Origin of the sequence: Dyadobacter soli, assembly GCF_900101885.1 — a bacterium.
GTDB lineage: Bacteria > Bacteroidota > Bacteroidia > Cytophagales > Spirosomataceae > Dyadobacter > Dyadobacter soli.
In genome coordinates this window covers 212,982-237,771 of record NZ_FNAN01000014.1, presented here as the reverse complement: position 1 = coordinate 237,771, position 24,790 = coordinate 212,982, and the positions used below count along the sequence as shown (strand labels likewise).

At 48.4% G+C, this 24,790-nt stretch carries 23 protein-coding genes and 2 rRNA genes; 11 read left to right on the top strand and 14 right to left on the bottom strand.

Features of this window, described 5'->3' with window-relative positions:
- Together BLQ88_RS23730 and rrf are read left to right on the top strand one after the other, a co-directional pair.
- A 23S ribosomal RNA gene (locus BLQ88_RS23730) occupies positions 1–97 on the top strand; the annotation flags it as partial.
- Between the two features lie 203 nt (positions 98–300).
- Positions 301–412: ribosomal RNA gene (gene rrf, locus BLQ88_RS23725) — 5S ribosomal RNA — on the top strand.
- 108 nt (positions 413–520) lie between these two features.
- Here the strand turns inward: rrf and BLQ88_RS36490 are convergent.
- From BLQ88_RS36490 to mutL, 5 genes are all read right to left on the bottom strand, one after another.
- On the bottom strand, positions 521–931 hold the full coding sequence (locus BLQ88_RS36490) for a hypothetical protein (protein ID WP_143016915.1): 411 nt from the start codon (positions 929–931) through the stop codon (positions 521–523).
- Positions 932–941: 10 nt separating this feature from the next.
- Positions 942–2,885 carry a 1-deoxy-D-xylulose-5-phosphate synthase gene (gene dxs / locus BLQ88_RS23720; protein ID WP_090155121.1) on the bottom strand — a complete coding sequence of 648 codons (1,944 nt, stop codon included), beginning with the start codon at positions 2,883–2,885 and terminating at the stop codon, positions 942–944.
- Positions 2,886–2,971: 86 nt separating this feature from the next.
- A complete protein-coding gene (locus BLQ88_RS23715) occupies positions 2,972–3,886 on the bottom strand; it encodes a rhomboid family intramembrane serine protease (RefSeq protein WP_090155120.1) in 915 nt (304 codons plus the stop codon).
- Between the two features lie 9 nt (positions 3,887–3,895).
- Positions 3,896–4,681: a rhomboid family intramembrane serine protease gene (locus BLQ88_RS23710; RefSeq protein WP_090155118.1), complete on the bottom strand. Its 786-nt coding sequence runs from the start codon at positions 4,679–4,681 to the stop codon at positions 3,896–3,898.
- A gap of 58 nt (positions 4,682–4,739) precedes the next feature.
- Positions 4,740–6,626 (bottom strand): DNA mismatch repair endonuclease MutL, encoded by a 1,887-nt coding sequence (gene mutL / locus BLQ88_RS23705; protein WP_090155116.1) that lies wholly within the window; start codon positions 6,624–6,626, stop codon positions 4,740–4,742.
- A 243-nt stretch (positions 6,627–6,869) separates the two neighbouring features.
- Between mutL and BLQ88_RS36810 the strand changes: the two genes are divergently transcribed.
- On the top strand, positions 6,870–7,034 hold the full coding sequence (locus BLQ88_RS36810; protein ID WP_176885078.1) for a hypothetical protein: 165 nt from the start codon (positions 6,870–6,872) through the stop codon (positions 7,032–7,034).
- Between the two features lie 92 nt (positions 7,035–7,126).
- On the opposite strand, the gene nagB is transcribed toward BLQ88_RS36810, so the two are convergent.
- Entirely contained in the window at positions 7,127–9,067 is a 1,941-nt protein-coding gene (nagB, locus tag BLQ88_RS23700) for a glucosamine-6-phosphate deaminase (RefSeq protein WP_090155142.1), read from the bottom strand.
- Between the two features lie 347 nt (positions 9,068–9,414).
- On the opposite strand from nagB, the gene glyA reads away from it, so the two are divergent.
- The 5 genes from glyA (at position 9,415) to serS (ending at position 15,153) form a co-directional block, all read left to right on the top strand.
- The gene (gene glyA / locus BLQ88_RS23695; protein ID WP_090155114.1) at positions 9,415–10,716 is read left to right on the top strand and encodes a serine hydroxymethyltransferase; all 1,302 of its coding nucleotides are present in this window, start codon (positions 9,415–9,417) and stop codon (positions 10,714–10,716) included.
- 236 nt (positions 10,717–10,952) lie between these two features.
- Complete coding sequence (locus tag BLQ88_RS23690; RefSeq protein ID WP_090155113.1) at positions 10,953–11,654, top strand: tetratricopeptide repeat protein; 702 nt, start codon at positions 10,953–10,955, stop codon at positions 11,652–11,654.
- A 119-nt stretch (positions 11,655–11,773) separates the two neighbouring features.
- Positions 11,774–12,271: a 6,7-dimethyl-8-ribityllumazine synthase gene (gene ribH, locus BLQ88_RS23685; protein ID WP_090155111.1), complete on the top strand. Its 498-nt coding sequence runs from the start codon at positions 11,774–11,776 to the stop codon at positions 12,269–12,271.
- Positions 12,272–12,444: 173 nt separating this feature from the next.
- Positions 12,445–13,803: an aspartate kinase gene (locus tag BLQ88_RS23680; protein WP_015813265.1), complete on the top strand. Its 1,359-nt coding sequence runs from the start codon at positions 12,445–12,447 to the stop codon at positions 13,801–13,803.
- 57 nt (positions 13,804–13,860) lie between these two features.
- Positions 13,861–15,153 carry a serine--tRNA ligase gene (serS, locus tag BLQ88_RS23675; RefSeq protein WP_090155109.1) on the top strand — a complete coding sequence of 431 codons (1,293 nt, stop codon included), beginning with the start codon at positions 13,861–13,863 and terminating at the stop codon, positions 15,151–15,153.
- Positions 15,154–15,187: 34 nt separating this feature from the next.
- On the opposite strand, the gene BLQ88_RS23670 is transcribed toward serS, so the two are convergent.
- The 3 genes from BLQ88_RS23670 to BLQ88_RS23660 all read right to left on the bottom strand — a co-directional run bounded on the left by BLQ88_RS23670 (position 15,188) and on the right by BLQ88_RS23660 (position 19,172).
- On the bottom strand, positions 15,188–16,531 hold the full coding sequence (locus BLQ88_RS23670) for a MutS-related protein (RefSeq protein WP_090155107.1): 1,344 nt from the start codon (positions 16,529–16,531) through the stop codon (positions 15,188–15,190).
- Between the two features lie 116 nt (positions 16,532–16,647).
- Positions 16,648–17,904 carry a hypothetical protein gene (locus BLQ88_RS23665; protein ID WP_090155105.1) on the bottom strand — a complete coding sequence of 419 codons (1,257 nt, stop codon included), beginning with the start codon at positions 17,902–17,904 and terminating at the stop codon, positions 16,648–16,650.
- Positions 17,901–19,172, bottom strand: coding sequence for a hypothetical protein (locus BLQ88_RS23660; protein WP_090155103.1), 1,272 nt, complete (start codon positions 19,170–19,172; stop codon positions 17,901–17,903). Before BLQ88_RS23660 ends, BLQ88_RS23665 begins: the two co-directional genes overlap by 4 nt.
- Before the next feature lie 152 nt (positions 19,173–19,324).
- Here BLQ88_RS23660 and BLQ88_RS23655 point away from each other — a divergent pair, with 152 nt between their 5' ends.
- Both BLQ88_RS23655 and BLQ88_RS23650 read left to right on the top strand, forming a co-directional pair.
- A complete protein-coding gene (locus tag BLQ88_RS23655) occupies positions 19,325–20,464 on the top strand; it encodes an acyl-CoA dehydrogenase (protein WP_090155140.1) in 1,140 nt (379 codons plus the stop codon).
- Between the two features lie 172 nt (positions 20,465–20,636).
- Positions 20,637–21,566: a helix-turn-helix domain-containing protein gene (locus BLQ88_RS23650; protein ID WP_090155101.1), complete on the top strand. Its 930-nt coding sequence runs from the start codon at positions 20,637–20,639 to the stop codon at positions 21,564–21,566.
- A gap of 100 nt (positions 21,567–21,666) precedes the next feature.
- On the opposite strand, the gene BLQ88_RS23645 is transcribed toward BLQ88_RS23650, so the two are convergent.
- Positions 21,667–22,098, bottom strand: coding sequence for a nuclear transport factor 2 family protein (locus BLQ88_RS23645; protein ID WP_090155098.1), 432 nt, complete (start codon positions 22,096–22,098; stop codon positions 21,667–21,669).
- Between the two features lie 96 nt (positions 22,099–22,194).
- Here BLQ88_RS23645 and BLQ88_RS23640 point away from each other — a divergent pair, with 96 nt between their 5' ends.
- A complete protein-coding gene (locus BLQ88_RS23640) occupies positions 22,195–22,584 on the top strand; it encodes a hypothetical protein (RefSeq protein ID WP_090155096.1) in 390 nt (129 codons plus the stop codon).
- A 37-nt stretch (positions 22,585–22,621) separates the two neighbouring features.
- Here BLQ88_RS23640 and nadD read toward each other — a convergent pair whose 3' ends face one another.
- The 4 genes from nadD to BLQ88_RS23620 all read right to left on the bottom strand — a co-directional run bounded on the left by nadD (position 22,622) and on the right by BLQ88_RS23620 (position 24,758).
- The gene (gene nadD / locus BLQ88_RS23635) at positions 22,622–23,194 is read right to left on the bottom strand and encodes a nicotinate (nicotinamide) nucleotide adenylyltransferase (protein WP_090155095.1); all 573 of its coding nucleotides are present in this window, start codon (positions 23,192–23,194) and stop codon (positions 22,622–22,624) included.
- Between the two features lie 15 nt (positions 23,195–23,209).
- Positions 23,210–23,779, bottom strand: coding sequence for a guanylate kinase (gene gmk / locus BLQ88_RS23630; protein ID WP_090155093.1), 570 nt, complete (start codon positions 23,777–23,779; stop codon positions 23,210–23,212).
- A 9-nt stretch (positions 23,780–23,788) separates the two neighbouring features.
- The gene (locus BLQ88_RS23625) at positions 23,789–23,992 is read right to left on the bottom strand and encodes a phosphohydrolase (protein ID WP_229212819.1); all 204 of its coding nucleotides are present in this window, start codon (positions 23,990–23,992) and stop codon (positions 23,789–23,791) included.
- A gap of 166 nt (positions 23,993–24,158) precedes the next feature.
- On the bottom strand, positions 24,159–24,758 hold the full coding sequence (locus tag BLQ88_RS23620) for a sigma-70 family RNA polymerase sigma factor (protein ID WP_015813277.1): 600 nt from the start codon (positions 24,756–24,758) through the stop codon (positions 24,159–24,161).
- Between the last annotated feature and the right edge of the window lie 32 nt (positions 24,759–24,790).

Here is a 24,790-nt window from a genome sequence, read left to right as displayed (position 1 = left end):
TAAGGGTCGTTGTAGACTACGACGTTGATAGGCTGCAGGTATACGTGTCGAAATACACTCAGCTGAGCAGTACTAATTACCCAACAGCTTGCACATTTAATCTTTATCTTCATCTCTTCTACTTCCAATATGACATGAAAAGGACAAAAGGGACAATGGAAAAAAGGACGAAAGGGAATGCCCTTCCTCCATACTCCTTCCTCCTAAAACTCAAAGATCTTGTTGGTGACTATTGGTCTGGACGGTGCGACGATTCGCTTCACCTCCTTTCCATAGCGAACAAAACCCAACGACGAACTTGTTGGTGACTATTGGTCTGGTGTTCACCTCTTCCCATCCCGAACAGAGAAGTTAAGCCCAGTTCCGCCGATGATACTTGGTTCAAACCTGGTAAAGTAGGTAGTCGCCACAATTATTAATCCAAAAAGCATCCTCAAAAGGGATGCTTTTTTGCGTTTATGACAGTTTGGCTTGGACCGTGCCGCCGATGATACCGGATCGCGTAGGCGGGGCGCGCAGTCTAGTCGCCACAATTATTAAAGCAAAAAGCATCCTCAAAAGGAATGCTTTTTGGTGTTTTGGTATCTTCGGCTTCAAAGGTGCTTTCAGTGTTTAATGCATTCACAACTTTGCATAAATCGCCTACGCATGGACTGTCACCGATGAACTCGGTAGGAAATGCCTCGCTGGCGACTTCACTGAATGAATAAAAAGTTGGTGGCAGAACCCGCCGAAAGTCGTTTCTTAATAGACCATTGTACTTCTCGTAAGCCCTTTTTAGCCCCAATTTTTTAGCCCTGTGAGTATCATAGCGCCGTGAGAAGGTATCTCGCCAGGAGATAGAAATAGTGGCGCATAAATCGAATCTTTTTAATATCCCACTGGACGGAAGAACAAAAAGCCGATCTGGCGACCGGCTTTCAACTAGCAAATATTTTATATCAGTGGATCACAGAGGCAATTCGTGATCGTCGCTGCAGGAATTCTATCGAAGCCTCGACGATACCCGCAGTATCAATGCCACATTCCTTGTAAAGCTCAGATGGTTCGCCGTGCTCGACGATCGAATCGGGAATGCCAAGGCGCTTTATTTGACTGGTATATCCATTATCTGTCATGAATTCCAGCACGGCGCTGCCAAATCCTCCCTGTAAGCAGCCATCTTCCAGCGTCATGACCCTTTCATAGGAAGAGAAGATTTCGTGCAGCAGGGCTTCGTCCAATGGCTTTGCAAAGCGCATATCGAAAAGGCCTGCATTGACGCCCTGCTTATCGAGTTCGTGGCAGGCCTGCAATGCGAAGTTGCCGAGCGGACCGAAAGAAAGAATCGCCAGATCAGTTCCGTCGTTGATTTTTCTTCCCTTACCAATTTTGATTTCCTCAAACGGTGTTTTCCAATCAGGCATAACACCATTGCCTCTCGGATAGCGGATCGTGAATGCATTTTTACCGGATTGGAAAGATTCCAGCTGCGCGGTGTACATCATATTACGCAGTTCCTGCTCATTCATCGGTGAAGCGACCACCATATTTGGAATACAACGCATGAATGCGATGTCGTAGACACCGTGGTGCGTCGGACCATCGGCCCCTACCAGTCCGGCTCTGTCAAGACAGAAGATGACGGGAAGTTCCTGGATGCATACATCATGCACAACCTGATCGTACGCGCGCTGCATAAAGGTGGAGTAGATATTGCAATACACAATATCACCACGCGTAGCCATACCCGCCGAGAATGTCACAGCGTGCTGCTCGGCAATGCCGACGTCGAAGGCCCGCTCGGGAATAGCCTCCATCATAATGTTCAAGGAAGAACCAGATGGCATTGCCGGCGTGATACCGACAATTTTCGGATTTTCTTTGGCCAGTTCCACAATGGTATGGCCGAATACATCCTGATATTTTGGCGCCTGAGGCGTGTTGTAGACTTTCTTCTTGATTTCCCCCGTAATCTTGTCGAAAACACCGGGAGCATGCCATTTCGTCTGGTCCTTCTCGGCAGGGCCGTAACCTTTTCCTTTTACGGTAAGGCAATGCAGCAGCTTGGGACCGGGAATGTTTTTGAGATCTTTAAGAACCTCGGTGAGGTGGCTGATATCGTTTCCATCGATTGGACCAAAGTAACGTAGTCCAAGTGATTCGAACAGGTTGCTCTGACGAAGGATAGCCGTCTTCATGGCTGTTTCTACCTTCGAAACAATCTCCTGCGCGCTCTTGCCGAAGTTGCTCATTTTGCCGAGCAGGTTCCAAACTTCGTCTTTGAACTTGTTGTAAGTCTGCGAAGTGGTAATGTCGGTCAGGTATTCTTTCAAGGCACCGACGTTCGGGTCGATGGCCATGCAGTTGTCATTGAGAATAATGAGCAGGTTAGAATCCGTAGCGCCGGCGTGGTTCATCCCTTCAAAAGCCAAACCGGCCGTCATGGCACCGTCGCCGATGATGGCAATGTGCTGGCGTTCGAAATTCTTTTCCAACGCGGATGCCACCGCCATACCCAGGGCAGAAGAAATGGAAGTAGAAGAATGTCCTACCCCAAATGCATCGTAAATGCTTTCTTTTCTTTTAGGGAAACCTGATAACCCTCCGTAAACGCGGTTGGAATGGAATTCGTCGCGGCGACCTGTGAGAATCTTGTGGCCGTAAGCCTGGTGGCCCACATCCCAAACGAGCTGGTCGTCGGGCGTATTGAATACGTAATGCAATGCAACGCTCAATTCAACCACACCCAGACTCGCTCCGAAGTGCCCGCCGTAAACCGACACATTATCGATGATAAATTGCCTTAACTCGTTGCAAACCTGCGGAAGCTGAGAACTGTCCAGTTTTCGGAGATCTTCGGGAGAATTAATTGTTGCTAATAATTTTCCTGGCGTTATAAGCATACCGTAGGGCTATTGAATCAAATTTACTAGCTGTCCGCTTTATTAAATAGTCACAAAATTAAGGAAATACGCATTAATTACGACTATTATTTTTGCTGGCTCGCCTTGAACAACTTCTGCTTCTCCTCACGCGTCAGGCTTTCGTAACCCGATTTCGAGATCTTATCCAGGATCGAATCTATTTCCATCTGGTCCGGCATTTCGATGGTGCCCGACGATGACGATGAATATACGCTGGTGCTGCGGTACACCTGCCGCTCGCGGTAAGTTACCTGCATGGATGGACGTTTGCGGAAAATGCGCGACCATACAGACAGTATCCCGTAGATCGGCTTGCCCAAATCTGTCCCGTTTTGCAGCAGTTTGATGAATATATAACCTGTGAATGCACCTCCTAAATGCGCCAGGTTCCCGCCTGCATTAGGTCCTACCGTCTGCGCCAATGACAGGATGATATAGAACAATGCAATGAATTTGATACGGACCGGCCCTAAAAAGATCAGGTTGAAAGTGTAGTTAGGCAACAATGTAGATGCCCCTACCGCCACCGAGAACGCCGCCGCCGATGCGCCGAGCATTCTGGATCCTTCGATATGTGCCTGAAAATAAGGTAGTAAGTTGTATAAAACAATGTAAATCAGCCCGCCAGCGATACCTCCAAGCATGTAAAGCGCCACCACTCTTTTTGCGCCCAGGTACTCATCCACCAGTTTCCCGAACCAGTAGAGAAAGAGCATATTGAAGAGAATGTGAAAGATATCGTCGTGCGTGAAGAAATACGTGATGAGCGTCCAGGGTTTGTAAATAAATTCTTCCGTAGCGGCCGGAAGCTGTAACATATTGATCACCAATGCGTATACGTTCGAAGATTGGGATAGGGTAAGCACAATCTTCATAAGCAGCAGGATCAGGAAGATCGCTGTATTGATCAGGATAATTTTTACCAGTGCATTCTCGGATTTCGCGAATTCCCGTTTAACGTCGTCAACAATATTGCTCATCTTCTTCTTCTAATAGAAATTTGACTTTTGCGTACCCCAGTAACGCAACAATATATATGCAAATAGCATTCCTCCAATGTGTGCGAAGTGGGCAACATTATCGGACTGAGCATTTTGTATCCCCGAATACAATTCAAAAAGCCCATAAAAAGCAACGAAATACTTTGCTTTTATAGGGAACGGTACAAACAGGAGAAAAAGCTCCGTATTTGGAAATAACAAACCAAACGCCATCAGGATGCCAAAAATCGCTCCTGAGGCGCCGACCATCGGTATACTGATCGACCAGGCGTAAAAGCCTTGTACCAGCTTAATACTCTGTTGAATATACACCGAATTGGTTGGATTTCCTTCGAAAGAATTCAAAAAATCGAGGTTCGGTTCATAAAGCGGTTCGGCGTGCTTGCTCAGGAAGTCGGCCAGGCCGTCGGGTGTAGGATTTTGGGTAAATAACTCAACAGCATTTGCTACCTGCCAATTCTCGTAAAAGCCTATTCCCGAGAACAGAAGACCTGCCCCGATGCCGGTGACGAAGTAAAAGATCAAAAAGCGTTTCGGGCCCCAAATCCTTTCCAGCAATGGTCCGAACATGATCAGACCGAACATATTGCTGAACAAGTGGCCAATGCCGCCGTGCAGAAACATGTAGGAGACGAATTGGAAAATATGGAAATCCGGCGACATCACCGGCATGAGCGCAAACTCGCTTTTGAGATTGAAGACCGAAGAATCTATAAAATAGAATAGGATATTCAGTATTAATAAATTCCTTACCGTGGGGGTTATGGCTAACATATTTGATTCAAATTCAAAGATTTATCTCCAATAAACTGTGCATCTCCCGGTTTTGTTCTTATCCCCGGAAAATATTTGCCAGCTTATCCATTGTCAAAAGAACGATAATCGGATCGCCGCCTGGTGTCCGGTTTGGGTCCGACGATGAGAACAGCTGGTTGAGCAATGTGTGTATTTCCACGTACGAAAGTTTGACGGCGTACCGCACCGAAAAACGCTTTGCAAGCGATCTCGACAGACTTTCCGGCTTATTCAGTTTAAGGTCGGAATAACTCTGTTTAAGTTGCTCGATCAGTTCTTCAAACAAATCCTGCTCGCTTTCTTCCGGTAAATCGGCCGGAATGCCTCGGATGATCAGCTCATTCGCCCCAAACTCGTCAAACTCAAATCCCAGGCTCCGGATTTCCTTTTTCGTCTCATGCACAAGCTGCATATCCGAATGCGTGAGCCGGATGGTTTTGGGGAAAAGCAGTTGCTGGCATGCGCCATTGCGGTTGATGAGCATCTTACGATACCGTTCGTAGAGAATGCGCTCGTAGGCCGCTTTCTGGTCGATGAGCATAATGCCGTCCTTCACCTGCGACAGAATGTAGCGGTTATGAAGCTGGAACAACAGCGCATCGGCCTCGGGTGCGGCAATTACCTCCGACGCCATCCTGTTTACCTTGCTGGCAACGGTTTTGGCCTGCTCCTGGTACACGGGGCGTGAGGCAGTAGGCGCATTCATTTCAAATGCGGCCAGCTCGCGGTGCCTGTCTTCCGTATTTTGCAATCCTTCGAAGAGCTTGTTCCAGTTGGTCAGGTTCGATTTGGAGGCACCGCTCTCATTCTTACGCGGTTGCGCAGCCCAGTCGGGCATTACCGTGCGGGGAATGAGGTTGTTGTTCGGTTCGGTGGATGTAGGATTAAGAAAATTAATATTCTCTTCAAAATCAATGGATTGGGAGAGATTGTAAACACCCACCGCTTTCTTTACCGCCGCCATGATGATGGCATATACTGAGCGCTCGTCGTCGAATTTGATCTCTGTTTTAGTGGGGTGAATATTGATATCGATGTGCGAAGGGTCGATTTCAATGAACAAAACATAAAAAGGGTGACTGCCCTCGGGAATGGTGCCGTCGAACGCGCTAATCACCGCGTGATGCATGTAGTTATGCTTGATGAAGCGTTCGTTCACGAAAAAGAACTGCTCTCCACGTGTCTTGCGGGCAAACTCCGGCTTGCCGATGTAGCCGCGCACATTGATGTACGAAGTGTCTTCCTGGCAGTAAGCGAGCTGCTCACGGTAGCTTTTGCCGTAAATGTCGATGATCCTTTTCACCAGCTTCACCGATTGCAGGTTGAAGACTTCGGTATCGTTGTGATGGAGCGTAAAACCGACTTCGGGATGTGCTAATGCTACCCGCTGAAATTCGTCGAGCACATGGCGCATTTCCACTGAATTGGATTTCAGAAAATTCCTGCGGGCTGGTACATTAAAAAACAGGTTCCTAATTGAAAAGTTAGTGCCTTTCGGGCAAGCTACGGCCTCCTGGGTTTTAATTTCCGAGCCATCAATGCGGATTAATGTGCCGAGCTCGTCCGATTCCTGGCGCGTCCGCATTTCCACCTGCGCCACCGCCGCTATCGACGCGAGCGCCTCGCCGCGGAAACCCATTGTCTTGATCCTGAACAAATCTTCCGACTGTCGGATCTTCGAGGTTGCGTGCCTTTCGAAGCTCATGCGGGCGTCGGTTTCCGACATTCCGGTACCATTATCGATCACCTGGATAAGCGTTCGCCCCGCCTCTCGCAGGATCACCTGCACTTGCGTAGCCTTCGCATCGATCGCATTTTCCATCAGCTCCTTTACCACCGAAGCGGGCCGTTGAACGACCTCTCCCGCGGCAATCTGGTTGGCTATGGAATCGGGTAATAGTTGGATGATGTCGGATGAAGGCATGTCGGAAGTGGCAGTTAACTTTACTATAACAAATAAACAAAAATTTTTTTTACTGCCCGGCGAATATCCGTGGGTAACAAATCGGGCCGATTTGCTTTTTCAATAATCCCGATTGAAATAATTACATTAATAATTCAAATTTTACAGAAAACGAGAACGTTAGTAGTGTAAAAAGTTGTTGACTATTAATTAATTGTATAACTTGGGATACTAACCTATGTTATTTTAGCACCTGATCCTGTTATGAAAACGCCAATTATCAAGAGATTTAACTTTACCATGGCATTGCAATGGCTGATCTTCCTCCCGGTCATTCTGCCGCTTTGTATCATTTTTGGCGCCGTCCAAGGCGTGATGAATATGGTTGAAAAAATGGCGCACAGGATGTGGGTTGACATGGAATTGTAACGCACCACCGACGCATTTAATCAGCGTATCAGGTAGATATAAAATGAAAAGAGCCCGGAATTTTCCGGGCTCTTTTCATTTACGGTTATCGCTTAGAATTTCCAGCGTACAAATGCTTCCATCGCTTCGTATTCGGCGAGGCCAAGGGAATCGTAAAGCTGCGCGGTGCCGCGGTTACGCTCTTCAGCACGCTGCCAGAATTCGCGGGAATCTTCTCCCTGGAATACCACACCGTCTTTTTGAGACTGGTGTTTGAAAATTCCCTGGCGTTTTTTCAGCACCTGGTCAGGGCTCATCGGTACCGCCATTTCGATTTCATAGATGTCCCACTCAGCCCATGCACCGCGGTACAACCATACCCAGCAATCTTTCATGAAATTCTTATGTTTCGAACGCTGCAATGCGGCTTCGATCGCGTCCCAGCACACTTTGTGCGTTCCATGCGGATCGGCGAAGTCGCCGGCTGCGTAGATCTGGTGCGGTTTTACCTCTTCGATCAGGTTTTCGATGATCTTGATATCTTCTTCTCCGATCGGCTTTTTCTGCACGGTACCCGTTTCGTAGAAAGGCATATCGAGGAAATGCGCCTGGCTGGTAGGGATACCTACGAAACGGCAGGTAGCCTTCGCCTCACCGCGGCGGATCAGACCTTTCACTTTACGAACCTCAGGAGAGTCGATTTCGCTATTTTTGGTATGTCTCAAAAATTCCTTTGCATCGAGGAAGAGCTTGCTGGCATTCGGGCTGTCAATCTCGAAACCTTGGTTGAAGTCGACTACGAAATCGATGAAACGCAATGCTTCGTCGTCAGCAACGGCGATGTTACCGGAAGTCTGGTAAGCAACGTGTACTTCATGGCCCTGGTCGACGAGGCGCTGGAAGGTACCACCCATCGAGATGATGTCGTCATCCGGGTGCGGGCTGAAAATCAACACGCGTTTTTTCGCAGGCTGTGCACGTTCCGGACGGTGGGTATCATCCGCATTAGGCTTACCACCCGGCCAGCCGGTAATAGTATGCTGCAACTGGTTGAATACATTGATATTGATCTCATAACCGGCACCATATTGCGCCAGCAAGTCGCTCATACCATTATCGTTATAGTCCTTGTCGGTCAGTTTCAGGATCGGTTTTTTCAAGGTTTGCGACAAATGTGTCACCGCTTTCTTGATCATTTTATTATCCCAGATCACCGAATCGACCGCCCAAGGCGTTTTAATGCGGGTCAGCTCGGAAGCCGCACTTTCATCGACTACGAAAGAAACATCGGCGTGCGCTTGCAGGTACGAAGCAGGGTTCAGCTCCGTTACCGGGCCTTCTACCGCACCTTTGATCACCTGCGCTTTTCTTTCACCCCAGGCCAGCAATACCACGCGGCGTGCATTCAAAATCGGCGCAACACCCAATGTGATTGCCTTACGCGGTACATTATGCAGCCCGCCGAACTCCATGCTCGCAGCGGCGCGCGTAGAATGGTCGAGCGTGATGAGGCGGGTATGCGAGTTGATAAGTGAGCCAGGTTCGTTGAAACCGATGTGCCCGTTACCACCGATACCGAGCAACTGGAAATCCAGTCCGCCTACCGCATTGATTTTATTTTCATAGGACATGCAGTAATCGCGCAGCAATGGCGCAGGTACAGTACCGTCCGGGAGGAAATAGTTTTCTTTTGGAATATCTACGTGATCGAACAGTTGCTCTTTCATGAACCGGTGGTAGCTGTAAATGGAATCCGGCTCCATTTGATAGTACTCGTCCAGGTTGAAAGAAATCACATTTTTGAAGCTCAAACCTTCTTCACGGTGCATACGCACGAGAATCGCGTAAACGGTTTTCGGCGACGAACCGGTTGCCAATCCTAAAACGCAAGGCTTACCTTCCTTTTGTTTCTGACGGATCAGGTCCGAGATCTCTTTTGCAACTGCATAGGACGCTTCTTTGGAATCGGCAAAGATCTGCGTCGGGATCTTTTCATAGGTAATGGGCTGCCCTATGGTGCCGTTAGTGCCTTTTCCATTGCTGGAAGCTTGCATCAGGATGGTTTGTGGACTTACCGTTTGTTGGCTCATAACTAAATGTTGAATGATGTAAGAGTTTCGTGAATAGAATTAAACCGCAAGTTACTCATGTGTTCGATCACGCACGAACGATTTAACCACAAAAGTACAACGGAAAACAATTATTCTTAAAATAATTTAAGAAATAACTTACACTTAAAATTACGCTTGCCGCAATGCAAAGGGCTATCCGCATAGGTTATTCTCACAGGCCGGTTCGCACTTTAAATATAAAGTAAGTGTTAATATTTTATTCCAAAATAATTGCTTGTATTTTTGCGGCTTATTCCAAGAGTATCACACCATTTTTTCTGACAAATCCCATGTCTACACTCACCAGCGTTGAACGCGACACCGCCATTTTTGATCTGATCAACAGAGAAAAACATCGCCAGGAGTCTGGTATCGAACTGATCGCTTCTGAAAACTTCACGTCTCGCCAGGTGATGGAGGCGTCAGGCAGTGTGTTGACCAACAAATATGCGGAAGGCCTTCCAGGCAAACGCTACTATGGTGGTTGCGAAGTAGTCGACGAAATCGAGCAGATCGCGATCGACCGTTTGAAAGAACTTTTCGGTGCAACCTGGGCTAACGTACAACCGCATTCGGGAGCACAAGCCAACACAGCCGTTTTCCTGGCTTGCTTGAACCCAGGTGATAAAATTATGGGTTTTAACCTTTCACACGGAGGTCACCTTACCCACGGCTCGCCCGTCAACATTTCAGGTAAATATTTCCAGCCTGTATTTTACGGTGTAGAAGCGGAAACTGGTCTGATCGACTGGGACAAAGTAGAGGAAACAGCATTGAAGGAGCGTCCGAAGCTTTTGATCTGCGGCGCGTCTGCGTATAGCCGTGACTGGGACTACGAGCGTCTTCGCGCGGTAGCCGACAAAATCGGTGCATTGCTGATGGCTGATATCTCTCACCCTGCCGGTCTGATCGCGAAAGGCCTTTTGAAAGACCCGTTCGATCACTGCCACATTGTTACTACTACAACGCACAAGACACTTCGCGGCCCACGCGGCGGTGTGATCATGATGCGTAACGACTTCGAAAACCCGTTCGGCATTAAAACTCCTAAAGGCGCGCTTCGTACCATGTCGTCACTTTTGGATTCGGGCGTGTTCCCGGGTACCCAAGGCGGACCTTTGGAGCACATTATCGCTGCCAAAGCCGTTGCGTTCGGTGAAGCATTGAGCGAAGGATATTACAACTACGCAACACAGGTTGCGAAAAATGCCCAGGCGATGGCCAAAGCATTTGTCGACAAAGGTTACCGCATTATCTCAGGCGGTACCGACAACCACCTGATGCTGATCGACCTGCGCACCAAAAATGGTGTAGAATCAGGCCTGACCGGTAAACTGGCGGAGAACACGCTGATCAAAGCGGACATTACCATCAACAAAAACATGGTGCCGTTCGATGACAAATCACCGATGGTAACCTCGGGTATGCGCGTAGGAACAGCTGCAATGACGACCCGCGGATTGGTTGAGGCGGATATGGAACGCATTGTCGACCTCGTTGATACCGTTCTGGTTAACAATGACAATGACGCGAAAATCGCCGCTGTGAAAACAGAAGTGAACGAATGGATGAAACAATATCCATTGTATTAATATCATATAATAATGCATTACGCTGCGTGGTGACCCTGGTTGCCGCGCAGTTTTTGTTTCCACGGCAGGGTAATGCATTGACGCACAAATCAAACGGTTTGAAATGCATTTGTCACCGTAAGCCTTTCGTTCACTAATGGTTGACGGGAAATATATAACTTGAAGAATTGTGTGCTAACTTGTTTTGACTTAATAAGTTTTTCATAACTTTGCACTCCAAAATCGAATTAATTGATATGAGCAAGAAAAATCCGGGCGAACCCGGGATTGAAATCATCGAATCTCCGGAGGCATTAGCGGGTCAGATCAATAAAGCTGAGGTTTTTTTCCTTAAAAACCGCAAGGTTGTGCTTGGAATCGGGGTGGCGGTTGTGGTTGCTATTGCTGGTTTCGCGGGTTACCGTTTTTATATAGATGGTCAGGAAGGCACTGCCCAGAATGCACTTGCCAGTGTCGTTTACGATTTTGAAGCGGATTCATTGCAAAAAGCATTGAACGGAGCCGGTGGTAACGAAGGCCTTTTGTCTATCGCCGACAATTACAAAGGAACTGACGCAAGCAACCTCGCCAGCTTTTACGCGGGTGTAGCTTTGCTGAAACAAGGAAAATACGACGAAGCGATCAGCCGTCTGCAATCGTTCAGCTCTTCCGATTTGTTGATCCACGCACGTGCGCAGTCATTGATCGGTGATGCTTATCTCGAAAAAAATCAGGCAGCTGAGGCGATCTCATACTACCAGAAAGCGGCTGATTATGAGAAAAACGAATATTTTACACCCGTTTATCTGATGAAGCTAGGTCTTGCCCAGGAAAAAGCAAACCAGCCTGCCGATGCGGTTGCTACCTATAAACGTGTTGTTGACGAGTTCCCCCTCTCCTCGGAAGTGGTGAACGCGAAGAAATATATGGGATTATTAGAGGGACAGGTCGGCAAATAATGGTTAAACCATTCTGTTTCTAAAAAAGGATAAAGCCGACAGAGGTTTTATCCTTTTTTTATTCATTTAATCCGCAGTTTTAAATAATACCTGTTTTTAAATAAACCCATTGAAAATCAATGTCGAGCGCTGATAAAAACCTGAGTGTATTCACTACGGAAGGACTTCCGGACATTAGTAATAAAAAATTCGCGATCGTCGTGGCCGAATGGAACAGCGAAGTGACGGAAAAGCTCTTCGAAGGAGCTTATCAAACCCTGATTACCTACGGGGCGTTGCCGGCGAATATCGTCAGAGGTAATGTGCCTGGAAGCTTCGAGCTTACGATGGGCTCGCAATGGTTTGCGCAACGCGCCGATATCGATGCGGTAATTGCATTGGGCGTTGTAATCCAGGGTGAAACGAAACACAACGATTACATTAACCACGCAGTGGCGCAAGGCATCACGAACGTAAGCCTGAAATATGATAAACCAGTCATTTTCGGCGTACTGACTCCCAACAACATGGAGCAGGCGCTCGATCGTTCGGGAGGTGTACATGGTAACAAGGGAGACGAAGCTGCTATTACGGCGGTTAAGATGATCGGACTTAAAAATTTAATTTTGAATGACTGACCGGGTCGCCGGTGCGATGACTGAATGATTGAATAGGGCGTGTTACTGTTCAGCGACAGAAGTCAAGGCTTAACTTACTGCTGAAAAAATATTCAATCATTCAATCATTCAATCATTCGGTCATTCAATCATTACTACTTAATCATTCAAAATTCAATCATTCAAAACTAGTTATGCAAGTCTGGAAATTTGGCGGTACTTCGGTAGGGAAGCCTGAGCGTATGCACTCAATCCGCGAACTCCTCAACAATGATCCTAATCGTAAAATTGTGGTATTGTCGGCTTTGTCCGGCTCCACCAATGCGCTGATCGCTATCGGAGAAGCAGCCAAATCGTATGATGACGCCAAGGCTGCGGCACTGATTGAAGAGTTGAAAAATCATTACGATCTGTTTATCAAGGAATTGTATTCAACTCCGGAAGGCCTTGCGGCTGGTCAGCAGATCGTGGATTCTGAATTCGGTTTTATCAAATCCGTGGTAAGCGTGAAACCATTCACGATCAAGCAGGAGAAAGAACTCGTTGCAGAAGGTGAAATATTGAGTACCAAAATGTTCCAGGCTTATCTGGAAGAAAAAGGAGAAAGCTCGGTGTTGCTGCCTGCATTGGATTTCATGCGTATCGACGCCGACGGCGAGCCTGAACTGGCGACGATCGAGGAGAAGTTGGTGACGATTTTGAACCAGTACACCGACAAGCAAACCATCGTTACCCAGGGCTTCATTTGCCGCAACCCGCGTGAAGAAGTGGATAACCTGAAAAGAGGTGGTTCCGACTACACGGCGTCATTGATCGGCGGTGCGATCCGTGCGGACGAAATCCAGATCTGGACCGATATCGACGGGATGCATAACAACGACCCGCGCATTGTGAAGCGTACCTTCCCGATCCGCGAGCTGACATTCGAAGAGGCGGCTGAGCTGGCATACTTCGGTGCGAAGATTTTGCACCCGAGCACCATTACGCCTGCCAAATTGCGCGGCGTACCGGTTCGTTTGAAAAACACCATGCAGCCCGAAGCTCCCGGAACGCTCATCGCGACCCAGACTTCCGACCGCGACATCAAAGCCATTGCCGCGAAAGACAATATCACGGCGATCTACATCCACTCGACCCGTATGCTGAATGCTTACGGCTTCCTTCGTAGAGTGTTTGAGATCTTCGAAAAATATAAAACACCGGTGGATATGATCACGACTTCCGAAGTATCGGTGTCGGTAACGATCGATAACTCCGAAAACCTGGAACAGATCAGTGCCGAATTGCGTGAATTCGCTGATTTGGAAGAACATGACCGCGATCAGAACATCATTTGCATTGTTGGTAATTTCAGTGCGGACAAAGAAGGTATCGCATTGAAGGTGCTGGATGCGATGAAAAACATTCCGATACGAATGATTTCGTACGGTGCGTCGGAGCATAACCTCTCATTGCTGATCCATTCAAAATACAAAGCGGAAGCATTGAATGTCCTCAATGAGCGCCTGTTCTTTTACGAGGACGCGATGAAGGATATTTTCACTGCTCCCTGATATCGAAGCATTCAAATACTAAAAAGCTGATCGACGAGAGCCGACAGCCGACAGCCAATGTTACAAACGAATTTTATCCGCGAAAACCGCGAACTGACGATCGCGGGTCTGACCAAAAAACATTTCAAGGATGCCGAACAAGCGGTAGACCGCATTATCGAGCTCGACGGCAAACGCCGCCAGATCCAGCAGGACCTAGACGACGTGCTGGCTGCGTCAAACAACAAAGCCAAGGAGATCGGTGCGTTGATGAAGGCCGGGCAGAAAGCCGAGGCAGAAGCCGCCAAAGCCGACACCGTTGTATTGAAAGAGCGTTCCAAGGCATTGGAAGAAGAACATAAGGAGTTCGAGGAAACTTTGCTGCAAGAGCTGGTAAAGCTTCCAAATCTTCCGCATGAGAGCGTTCCTGAGGGCCGCACTGCCGATGACAATGTGACCGTCCTCGAAGCCGGTACCAAGCCAACATTGCACGAAGGTGCATTGCCGCATTGGGATTTGATCAAAAAGTTGGGAGGTAACCTGGCCCCGATCATCGATTTTGAACTGGGTAACAAAATTGCCGGCGCTGGTTTCCCTGTATACAAAGGGAAAGCGGCCCGTTTGCAACGCGCTATGATCGCATTCTTCCTTAGCGAGGCCGGTAATGCAGGGTACAACGAAGTACAGCCGCCGATCGTCGTGAATGCGGATTCAGGTTTCGCGACAGGCCAATTGCCGGACAAGGAAGGCCAGATGTACCACGCGACTGTCGATGATCTCTATCTGATCCCGACTGCCGAGGTGCCTGTTACCAACCTCTACCGTGATGTAATTGTGGCCGAAAGCGAATTGCCGGTGAAAAACGTGGCATTCACGCCGTGCTTCCGCAGGGAGGCGGGCAGCTGGGGCGCGCACGTACGCGGGTTGAACCGTTTGCACCAGTTCGACAAAGTGGAAATCGTGCAGATCAACAAGCCGGAGGAGTCTTACAAGGCGCTGGACGAAATGGTAGCGCACGTGAAAATGCTGCTCGAAAAGCTGGAATTGCCTTATCGCATTCTGCGCTTGTGCGGTGGCGATATGGGTTTCACTTCCGCATTGACCTACGATTTCGAAGTATGGTCGGCCGGGCAGCAGCGCTGGCTGGAATGCAGCTCGGTTTCGAATTTTGAAACCTACCAGGCTAATCGTCTGAAACTACGCTACAAGAATGCCGACAAGAAAACGCAGCTGCTTCACACATTGAACGGCTCCGCATTAGCATTGCCCCGCATTCTGGCTGCATTGCTGGAAAACAACCAGCAGGCCGACGGGACCGTGAAAGTACCGGCCGTATTGGTACCATTTTGCGGTTTCGATGTGATTGAATAATGCATTTGAAATACTAATCATATGTAAAAGGCTCTCATTCCGATGAGGGCCTTTTTGCGTTTTGGAGCAATGCGGTCACGCCAGTTTGATCCATGATAAGCCTGCCCACTTTTTCAAATGCCGCGCCTTCTTCGATTTTAAATGTATTTCGAAATTGATTGTCGGTAATGCGGGTGCGGAAGCACCAGAAGCTGAGCTTGGAATGGCTGGTGTAATGCGTGATCAGTTCATGAAGGTGCGTGGATACCAGAAAGTACGAGCCGCCGAAATTCGCAAAACCATCGAGAACGGTTTTGGAACAATGCAATGCATCCTCCTGATTGGTACCGCGAAATAATTCATCCACGATTACAAAGCATTGCTCGCCATTGCTCAATGCTTCTGAAATCTGTTTGATACGCATCATTTCATTGTAAAAATGGCTGAAACCTTGGTCGAGGTCGTCGGAGAGGTGAATGGAGGTGAAGAGCCGGTCGGTAAACGGTAGGTGCAGCGATTTTGCGGGCACAGGCCAGCCCAAATGCGCGAGGTAGACGATGATGCCGCAGGTTTTGAGAAAGGTCGTCTTACCGCTCGTATTTGCGCCGGTGAGGATGCAGACGGGCCTATCGCCGGCCAGACTCAGATCGTTGGCGATGGCATCGGTAATGAGCGGGTGCCAGGCTTCCTCGGCATTAAAACCATGGGAATGCGAATCGAACACCGGGAATGCAAGCTGATGGCGTTTGGCGGCTTTGACGATCGCCAGACAAGCATCCAGCTTGTAAAGGGTGTCGAGCATCTGCCGGAACCCGTCTCTGTGACTGATCCGCAGATAATAATCGAGGTAGAAGATGGATCTGTCGGAGAGCTTACCGTCGTTTTTTCTCAAAAACACAGACAGAATAGGAGAGTAGATAAACTTCCTGACTTCGGCAATGTCGTCAGAAACTTCATCGGGAATTGCAGTTTCGGCAAGGTGATCCAAAGTAGATTGAACCGCCCTTGCCAGCCGCAGCGTCGCCAGCACGCCACTTTGAATGCGGTAATATTCGCCTTTGTTCCTGATCGAATATAACCAGGTATCAAACCAATGCTTTACCGCATCCTGCGACATGGAATGCGCCACGCTTAATGCATAGTAGCTTTCCGCCGCCGCCGCATAAGCCTTCGCAATGTTGACCTGCCATGCCGCCGGGCGCAATGCAATCGTTTTTAACAGCTTCTGAAAACGCATAACGTCTTTCAGCGTTTCCTTCGGTTTGGTAATAATGCTTTTGAGATAATCCGCGCCGCCGAGCGTTTCCGTATGGTTGTAGAAAGCGAATATGCTGGCTGTCCGGCTATGTTCGGGCAGGAGTTGCAGTTCGAATAAGGTATGCCGGTCTACGGGCTGCATTCGGGGCGGTTTGGGGTTTTTCCAAATGTAAAAACCGGTGCCGAATGCAAGGCGTTAAAGAAAGTTAAACTTGTGGTTACAGAAATGCGAACGTAGAGAAAGCAGAATTTCCCTCACTAATGCTGGCCTGAAACGACTTCTCCTTTTTTTGGGAATGCGAGCCAGATAAAGTAACCCGTCAGGATCACAATGGCCGTTTGCATTATGTAGTCAATCAAAAGCTCAGACGAAGCTGTCGGGTCAGAAGGAGTCATGTAGCAAGGCATGCCAAGCCGCCACCAATACGATGGATGCACGACGCAAAGCAGATTGAATACGAAAAGAATCGTAACCTGTGTTTTGTTCTTCCAGTCAATCACATAGAACACGAGCGGGAGCAGGAAGAGGAAGATATAATTGCTGTAAGCGCTCTGTTGTACGATCATCATCGTAGCATACAAAACCACCCAGACCTTCGAAAGCATTACCCGGAAATCGGCATTGCGGAGGCGCCACGCGGAAATGCAGGCCAAACCTACCGACGCAACCAGCCCAATCCAATTCCAGAATTTCTCTCCCACGCCGATCGAATTATAGAACAAAGGATTTAGTATAGACTGAATATTCGGGGCACGCAATGTTTTGGCTTCATCCAGCGGCTGCATGAATTCCAGTCCAACGAGGGGGTACAGAACGGCGAGGGAAATAATGCCGATAACGGCAATGGGAATGACGAACCGCACCTTTTGTTTTTCCAGTAAAAACAATGGCACCATGATCAGCACAAAAATCGCCTTGGTCATCAACAAACCAATGGCGAGAATGACCGCGTACCACTCCACACGCAATGTGCGCTCCCGTACGAGGTACGCGAGGATCACAAAAAGCCACATCCACACATCCTCCTGCGCGCCTATCACGCATAGCACGAGCGAGCCGGGCAATAGCAGGTAAATAAGCGAGCGGAACAGGACCGTTCCCCGCGTTTGGAATGGCCTGAAAAAATGGTATGATATGAACAATGCAACGCCGTCCATAACCGCCATGGTGAGCACGATCATTTTCGGGCTATACCAGAGTTTGAGCCAAATGCCGAGGAAATAGGCGTAAAGCGGCGAGTAAGGCGACCAGAAATCGCGGTATACGACCTGGCCGAGCGAAGCTTTGCTGCCTTCGTCCCAGAAGCCGTTTACATCGGAAGTAGGTTCCATATTCGCGACGAGGTACACCGCGATAAATGGCAGAAGCCGGAGGATAATCCACGCGATGCCGAGAACCGCATTCGCTGACTTCTTTTCCAGCCATTCGGTCAAAGATTCCCTTTTAACCAGCAATGCTGCCGTGACCAACAATGCGGCAATGCTGATGGCGGTTTTGGCAAGTACTATGTTCATGCCGTAGCCAGGTTTTGCGCCGGAACTACTTTGCGGAACGTTTCACGGAGAATCCACAGGAAGCAGAGCACATTCAGGATTTGCAGCACGTACTCAAACAGGTAGGACGCATTAGCAAACATGCCCAGCGATGTGTACGCGGGCTGTTTGATATACACCCACACAAACGGCTGTACAACAGTAAGCCAGTTCAATGCGAGCAATACCACCACGTGAGCGGTTTTGCGGATGTCGATAATGTCAAATAGAACAGCCATCAGGTATGCGATCACATATGCACCCATGGCGCTGGCCTGGAAGAGCATCATGCATACGAAAACGGCAATGAAAAGGCCAGGTAGTACTTCACTGATATGTCGCTGCCGCGCTTTGAATGCCATGTAAACGGGTATGAAAACCGTAAATAACAATCCGAACCAGTTGATTAAGGTCGATTTCTTTTCATCCACATGGAAAATCAGCTCTACAAATGGCCGGAGTACCGAGAACAGGTTTGGCGTCATGAGCTGCTCCGTGTGGCGGATCGGCATCAGGAACAGGTCGCCGATTTGCCAGTAGAGGAAACCGACGGCAGGCAAGCCGATCGCCGCCATGACGAGGAGCATTTTAACAGGTTTTTTCACCATTACCAGCAACGCCGGCAGCAGGAATATGAATGTGACCTTGATCGTGAGCAATGTCATGGCGTACAAAACCCCGATGCCGACCTCGTTATTGCTTCTGTTTTTAATGGTATACCGCCAGATCAGCAGCGCCGCGCCCCAGAACCATACTTCCTCCTGGCCATCCACGAGAATGTACATGAATGCGGCAGGCAACATGTAATAAATAGAGGCCAGCTGCAATGCTTTCGGGTTTTTGGATTTGTAAGTGTCGTAGGTAAGCCAGAGAATGGCGGTTTCCATCAGCACCATAAAAAGAACGATCGCCCGCGCATTGTGCCAGATCCAGACTGGAATGCTGATAATGTAGGCGTAGAGCGGCGCGTGGTACGACCAGAAATCGCGGTACACGAAACCGCCGGCTTTCGCTCCCTCGGCTTTGTAGAAGAAAAAAGGAATATCGCCGCGGGGCTCCTCGTTGATGATCAGGAATATGCCGATCCAGGGAATGAGCCGGAAAAGCACGAAGCCTAAGGTGAATATCAGTTTATCGTTCTCCTGCTGCCATTTTGAAAAAAGATCCGAACGGCTGATCGTCCAGATAATTCCGATTGTCAATGCAAGGTTGATGAGGAGCTTAATGTAAAAAACGGTGAGAACGGGCATGTGTAATCTGTCGTGATCAGGGCGCAAACATAATAAGTTTTAGCCGGTTAGGAAATGTATGCTTGCATACCTTTTTGGTAAATCCTATTTTTGAAAATCTTCATCCTCAAAAATCAACGTCTTCTATGTCAGCTTCCCAACCCCTTTCCGGAATGGATTTCAACCTCAGTGAAGAGCACCTGGCCGTACAGGCCGCTGCGCGCGATTTCACACAAACCGAGTTGTTGCCCGGTGTGATCGAGCGTGACACTGCCCAGCATTTCGATCCTGCATTGCTTCGTAAAATGGCCGAAATGGGCTTCCTGGGCATGATGGTCGCGCCCGAGTACGGTGGCGGGGGCATGGATACGCTCGCATATGTGATCGCGATGGAAGAAATTTCGAAGGTGGACGCGTCGGCCGGCGTGATCATGTCGGTGAATAATTCGCTGGTATGCTGGGGGCTTGAAAAGTATGGTACTGACGAGCAAAAGCAGCAATACCTGACTCCACTCGCATCCGGGGAAATCATCGGAGCATTCTGCCTGTCGGAGCCGGAAGCCGGTTCCGATGCCACGTCCCAACACACGACAGCGGTACTGAACGGCGACCATTATTTATTGAACGGCACGAAAAACTGGATAACAAGCGGGAATACGTCATCGGCATGCCTGGTCATCGCGCAGACGCACCCGGAGCTGAAACACAAGGGTATCAATGTATTTATTGTCGAAAAGAGCTGGGATGGGTTTTCGGTTGGGAGAAAGGAAGATAAAATGGGTATAAGGGCCTCTGATACACATACTTTAATGTTTTCGGACGTGAAAGTGCCTTTACAGAACCGGATCGGGGAGGATGGGTTCGGATTCCGGTTTGCGATGAACGTGCTCAATGGCGGGCGCATCGGCATTGCGGCGCAGGCATTGGGAATAGCGGCAGGCGCTTTTGAGCTGTCCTTGAAATATTCCAAGGAACGGAAGACATTCGGCAAACCTATCTCCGACCACCAGGCGATTCAGTTCAAATTGTCGGAAATGGCGACGAAAATTGAGGCCGCACGGTTACTTGTTTACAAGGCTGCGCGGTTGAAGGATGAGGGGAAAGACTACATCCAGGCGGCGGCTATGGCAAAATTGTACGCATCCGAAGTGGCGATGTGGGTTGCAACAGAAGCCGTCCAGGTGCACGGTGGCTACGGTTATGTGAAAGAATACCACGTCGAGCGCATGATGCGCGATGCGAAAATCACACAGATTTATGAAGGTACCTCCGAAATCCAAAAACTGGTGATCGCCCGGGAACTCCTTAAATAATTAGCAATTGCCATAAATGTCGATTTTGATTCGAATCTTGGATTTAAATAATATTAAAATATCACTTTTTTTTAAATTTTTGTGAAACTATACTTGTATTAGTTTTGTACAATTTATTAGATTTGTACAAAATTTGAAAAATCGGTCAAAACGGCCCTTAAATAGATCAAGTATGGAAGACTATAATAAGATTATTGAGTCGTTGGGAGTGAAATTTGTGAAGGCCCGTCATATCCGGATTTTACAACCCATCACAATCAAAAACTTTTACGATGTACAGAACTCTTTGACCATTCTGTACGACGGCGAAGTTTCTTTCGGACATGACGAGCCTCAGCGTGTTGAGGAAGGGGATATGCTCTTCATTCCGGGAGGTAAGCATGCTACCGTGACATACGGCAACGGCGCATCCGCCAAAACCGTGTCGAACGAGGAGTTCATGACCAATCGTGATAATTATATCGAAGCAGGCCACGATCCGGCGTTGATCGGAAAGCTGCCTAACTCTTTCGGTTTGATATCTTTCGAAGCGAAAGTATTTGATACTGTTAACTTCTTCACGTCACTCGACGTGCCTCCGTTCCTGATCAAACGCGACGACCAGATCGCCGCTACGATCAACCAGATCCTGACGGAAGATATGCTCGATACGCCGGGTAAAGGCCGTATCATCAAGATCAAAACCGAAGAGGTGGTGATCGAGATCATCCGTTATATTTTGAAAAACAAACTGTTCGTAGAGCAGCTTGTTACCAACAGTACTTATTTCAAAGATCCTCGTCTGATCGACATTTTCGCTTATATCAAAGATAACCTGGGTGGCGATCTGTCGAACAAGGTGCTCGCGAACGTAGCGAACGTTTCAGAGGATTATGTAGGTCAATATTTCAAAATGCTGACCGGTATCAACCCGCAGGATTATATCGAGTACCAGCGCATGGAAAAGGCTGTGGATCTGCTCCGCACGTCGAAGAAAAGCATCCGCGCGATCGGTTCCGATGTGGGTTACAAAGACACCGCGTATTTCTGCCGCCGCTTCAAGATGATGTTCGGTATCCCGGCCGGAAAAATGCGCCGTCGCGAATCGCTGATGAATGTTTAGAATGTAATGTTAGACTATAATTGAAAAAGAGAACTGGTTCCGGTTCTCTTTTTTTGTGGCCATATTTCGAGAATTAGCCCGTACTTAATGGGCTTCGGTGTCATTGCGTGGGCGTCAGCTGCACCGTGGTGACCTTCCAGCTCCCGCCCGAACGCACGCATACGCTCGTGTACGCGACGTTGCCATTAAATCCGTTGTTCTGAATGCGCGCACTCACATTCCAGATGCCCTGTACCACCGCCACGTCCCCGTATGTACGCGTGCGTGTGCCTGTGAGCATGCCCGAGTCGACCACGATGTAACCCTGGCTGATGGCTTGCTGCAATGCACGGCCGTCGATGGTGGAGCCGTTGAAATTGGTGACGGTAAAATCGTTTGAAATGAGACTGGTTACCGCATTGGCATCTTCGTCGAGCAATGCTTTGAAGAACAGGTTGGAGCAATCGGTGCCGTCGGTGGGCTGCGGCGTAGTGTTTTGCGCAAATGCCGTCGTGGCGATTGTCAGTAATAGTATGGTCAGGAGTTGTTTCATGTGGTCAGGTGTTGTAAGGAATGGTCAGGTGCAAATTGCAACATTCTCGCATTGTATGGCTAGATTCGCCTTTGTTTTAATGAACGAATCAGTACAATGAAATTAGGTATAAAAATCCTTCTGAGCGCATTCATCGTCGTTTCGGCGGCCTGTTCGAGTGCTCCCGATAAATTAGGTAACCTGGACCTTAAAAAGTGGCGTGGCGATCGCGGAGGCTGCAACGACGTGCGAAAAGGCCTGGAAGGTGATTTTAAGCGTGCAGAAAAAGAATTGAAAGGGAAGTTTGCAGACACGATCGGCGAGTTGCTAGGTCGGCCCGATATACACCAGCTCGGTGAGCGTAATACCAAGTTTTACGTGTATTACCTGGAAAAGGGCCCGCAATGCGAAAATATGCAGGCAAAATCGAATGCACGGAAAGTGCTTTTGAAATTCAATGCGGTAGGATTGTTGTCCGAGATTACCTACCAGGACCGGCCGCTTTAACCGAGGCCATCGTTTCAGCAAGGACCAGTGCTTTCGGCTATAAGTAAAACTTCTTGATCTTGATCAGCTGCTCCACCGGCTCGGGAACCATGTAGCGGATCGACTGGCCTTTTTTAATGCAGGCGCGAAGAAATGTGGCCGAAATATCCAGCAGAGGCGCTTCTACAAAGTGCACACCGGGATGGTTACCGAATGCGTGTGCCTTGGAATTGGGCCTGGGATAAACGTACAACCCGGTGTATTCGAGTATCTTCTCATAGTTCTTCCAGTTCGGAAACTGCGCCAGGTTATCCTCGCCCATAATCAATTTGAACTGATGCTGCGGGAATTTCTCCTGCAACCGCACGAGCGTATCGATCGTGTAGCTCGGCTTGGGCATGTGGAATTCGATGTCGTTCGCCCGGAGTAGTGTGTTATCAGAAATAGCCCGCTGCACGAGGTCGAACCGGTCGAATTCGTGAAGCAGGCTACTGTTCTTTTTAAATGGATTTTGCGGGCTCACGATAAACCAGACCTGTTCGAGGTCCGTGGTCGTGGCCATGGTGTTGGCAATGATCAGATGACCGACATGAATAGGATTGAACGATCCGAAAAACAGGCCGATCTTCATCGTAAAAAGTAAATTTTAGGATTGAATGAAATCCTGGACGAGCTGTTCCGCTTTGGCAAGCGCTTCGTCCAGTTGATCATTGATTAGCACCTCGTCGAACTCGTGTTCGAAACTCTGCTCGTAACGCACTTTTGCCAAACGGGTGGCAAGCGTTTCGGGCGTTTCGGTACCGCGGCCCGACAGGCGGCGCTTAATTTCTTCGTCGGAGGTAACTTTCACAAATACGCCGAGTGCGGCGTCGCCGTATGCTTCTTTCAGTTTGAGTCCTCCTTTCACGTCCACATCGAAGAGTACGTGTTTGCCTTCATCCCAAAGGCGCTGAATTTCTGCTTTGAGTGTGCCGTAATAATTACCGGCGTAAACTTCCTCCCATTCCGCAAACTGCTGATCCGCTATTTTCTGACGAAAGTCCTGTAAGGTCAGGAAGTAATAATCTTTGCCATCTATCTCGTGTTCGCGGCGCGGGCGCGTACATGCCGAGACAGAAAATGCCAGTTGCTGTGTGTATTTATTTAAAAGATGCCTTACAATGGTGGTCTTTCCGGATCCGGAAGGGGCAGAAAATATGATAAGCTTACCTTTCACTCGAACAGATTAACTGTTAATTTTTGAAATAATCGTATTGAGAATGCTCTCCGGGCAAGGTTTCTTGACAATTTTCATGTTAAGGGAATCCTTGATGCACTTTTCCAGGCGGTACGCCTCGATACAAGGGATGCATTTATCCATGTTTTCGCGGAAGTGGTCCTTCTCTGCTTCGCTCGCCTCGTCATCCAGGATAGCCTGAATGATTTTCATACACTCAGCATGGTGCTCGCAGGTATGCTTCATTTGTTTTTGCGCAACTTCTGTTACAGAAGGCGTCGTGGAAGATGCATTCATTAGTTAAAATGAAAAAAGAATAATGGAATATATGTACAGTTGTACCCTATAACCGAAGAGGTTGCAAAAAAAGTTTCACAACCTATGAATCATATCCCATTGAGCTCGCGTAGCTTCTGAGTTTTTCTTTCAGGAGGTTACGTGCGCGGTGCAATCTGGACCTCACCGTTCCGATCGGAATGTCCAGGATTTTGGCCATCTCTTCGTAGGTGAAACCCTCGATATCGCAGAGAATGATGACCGTTCTGAAGTCCACAGGCAGGGCGTTGAGCGCATTAGCGACCTCATCGCCGATCAGTTCCTGTACAGCATCGGCACGGAGATCTACGGTATAAGTGGTATCGGATGCTTCCTCGGAATTATAGGTCGTTTCAACTTCCTGATAATCAACTTTGGAAGGTTCTTTACTTTTTTTACGGTAGTCGTTGATGAAGCTGTTTTTGAGGATCCTGAAAAGCCACGCTTTGGCATTCGTACCCTGCTCGAAAGAAGATATAAAACGGAACGCTTTCAGATAAGTATCTTGAACCAGGTCGTTTGCATCGTCTTCGTCCATGGTGAGGCGGAAGGCGAAGTTGTACATGGAGTCAATGTGTGGCATGAACTCGCGGTTAAATACTTCATAACGAAGATCGTCCGTGTATTCATTAGTCGTGAGCGTTTCTGACATGGCAACTAACATAGGAATGCTGAATTTACAAAGATTAATAACAG

Excerpts from the sequence above, each read along its gene's own strand:
- BLQ88_RS23625 (WP_229212819.1), bottom strand. The coding sequence starts at position 23,992 with ATGAAAATCATTCAGGCTATCCTGGATGACGAGGCGAGCGAAGCAGAG.
- BLQ88_RS23665 (WP_090155105.1), bottom strand. The coding sequence starts at position 17,904 with ATGAACATAGTACTTGCCAAAACCGCCATCAGCATTGCCGCATTGTTG.
- BLQ88_RS23650 (WP_090155101.1), top strand. The coding sequence starts at position 20,637 with ATGGAAGACTATAATAAGATTATTGAGTCGTTGGGAGTGAAATTTGTG.
- nadD (WP_090155095.1), bottom strand. The coding sequence starts at position 23,194 with ATGAAGATCGGCCTGTTTTTCGGATCGTTCAATCCTATTCATGTCGGT.
- BLQ88_RS23655 (WP_090155140.1), top strand. The coding sequence starts at position 19,325 with ATGGATTTCAACCTCAGTGAAGAGCACCTGGCCGTACAGGCCGCTGCG.
- nagB (WP_090155142.1), bottom strand. The coding sequence starts at position 9,067 with ATGCAAGCTTCCAGCAATGGAAAAGGCACTAACGGCACCATAGGGCAG.
- BLQ88_RS23690 (WP_090155113.1), top strand. The coding sequence starts at position 10,953 with ATGAGCAAGAAAAATCCGGGCGAACCCGGGATTGAAATCATCGAATCT.
- BLQ88_RS23620 (WP_015813277.1), bottom strand. The coding sequence starts at position 24,758 with ATGTTAGTTGCCATGTCAGAAACGCTCACGACTAATGAATACACGGAC.
- BLQ88_RS23645 (WP_090155098.1), bottom strand. The coding sequence starts at position 22,098 with ATGAAACAACTCCTGACCATACTATTACTGACAATCGCCACGACGGCA.
- serS (WP_090155109.1), top strand. The coding sequence starts at position 13,861 with ATGTTACAAACGAATTTTATCCGCGAAAACCGCGAACTGACGATCGCG.
- dxs (WP_090155121.1), bottom strand. The coding sequence starts at position 2,885 with ATGCTTATAACGCCAGGAAAATTATTAGCAACAATTAATTCTCCCGAA.
- BLQ88_RS23715 (WP_090155120.1), bottom strand. The coding sequence starts at position 3,886 with ATGAGCAATATTGTTGACGACGTTAAACGGGAATTCGCGAAATCCGAG.
- BLQ88_RS23670 (WP_090155107.1), bottom strand. The coding sequence starts at position 16,531 with ATGCAGCCCGTAGACCGGCATACCTTATTCGAACTGCAACTCCTGCCC.
- BLQ88_RS36810 (WP_176885078.1), top strand. The coding sequence starts at position 6,870 with ATGAAAACGCCAATTATCAAGAGATTTAACTTTACCATGGCATTGCAA.
- ribH (WP_090155111.1), top strand. The coding sequence starts at position 11,774 with ATGTCGAGCGCTGATAAAAACCTGAGTGTATTCACTACGGAAGGACTT.
- mutL (WP_090155116.1), bottom strand. The coding sequence starts at position 6,626 with ATGCCTTCATCCGACATCATCCAACTATTACCCGATTCCATAGCCAAC.
- BLQ88_RS23660 (WP_090155103.1), bottom strand. The coding sequence starts at position 19,172 with ATGCCCGTTCTCACCGTTTTTTACATTAAGCTCCTCATCAACCTTGCA.
- glyA (WP_090155114.1), top strand. The coding sequence starts at position 9,415 with ATGTCTACACTCACCAGCGTTGAACGCGACACCGCCATTTTTGATCTG.
- BLQ88_RS23680 (WP_015813265.1), top strand. The coding sequence starts at position 12,445 with ATGCAAGTCTGGAAATTTGGCGGTACTTCGGTAGGGAAGCCTGAGCGT.
- BLQ88_RS23640 (WP_090155096.1), top strand. The coding sequence starts at position 22,195 with ATGAAATTAGGTATAAAAATCCTTCTGAGCGCATTCATCGTCGTTTCG.
- BLQ88_RS23710 (WP_090155118.1), bottom strand. The coding sequence starts at position 4,681 with ATGTTAGCCATAACCCCCACGGTAAGGAATTTATTAATACTGAATATC.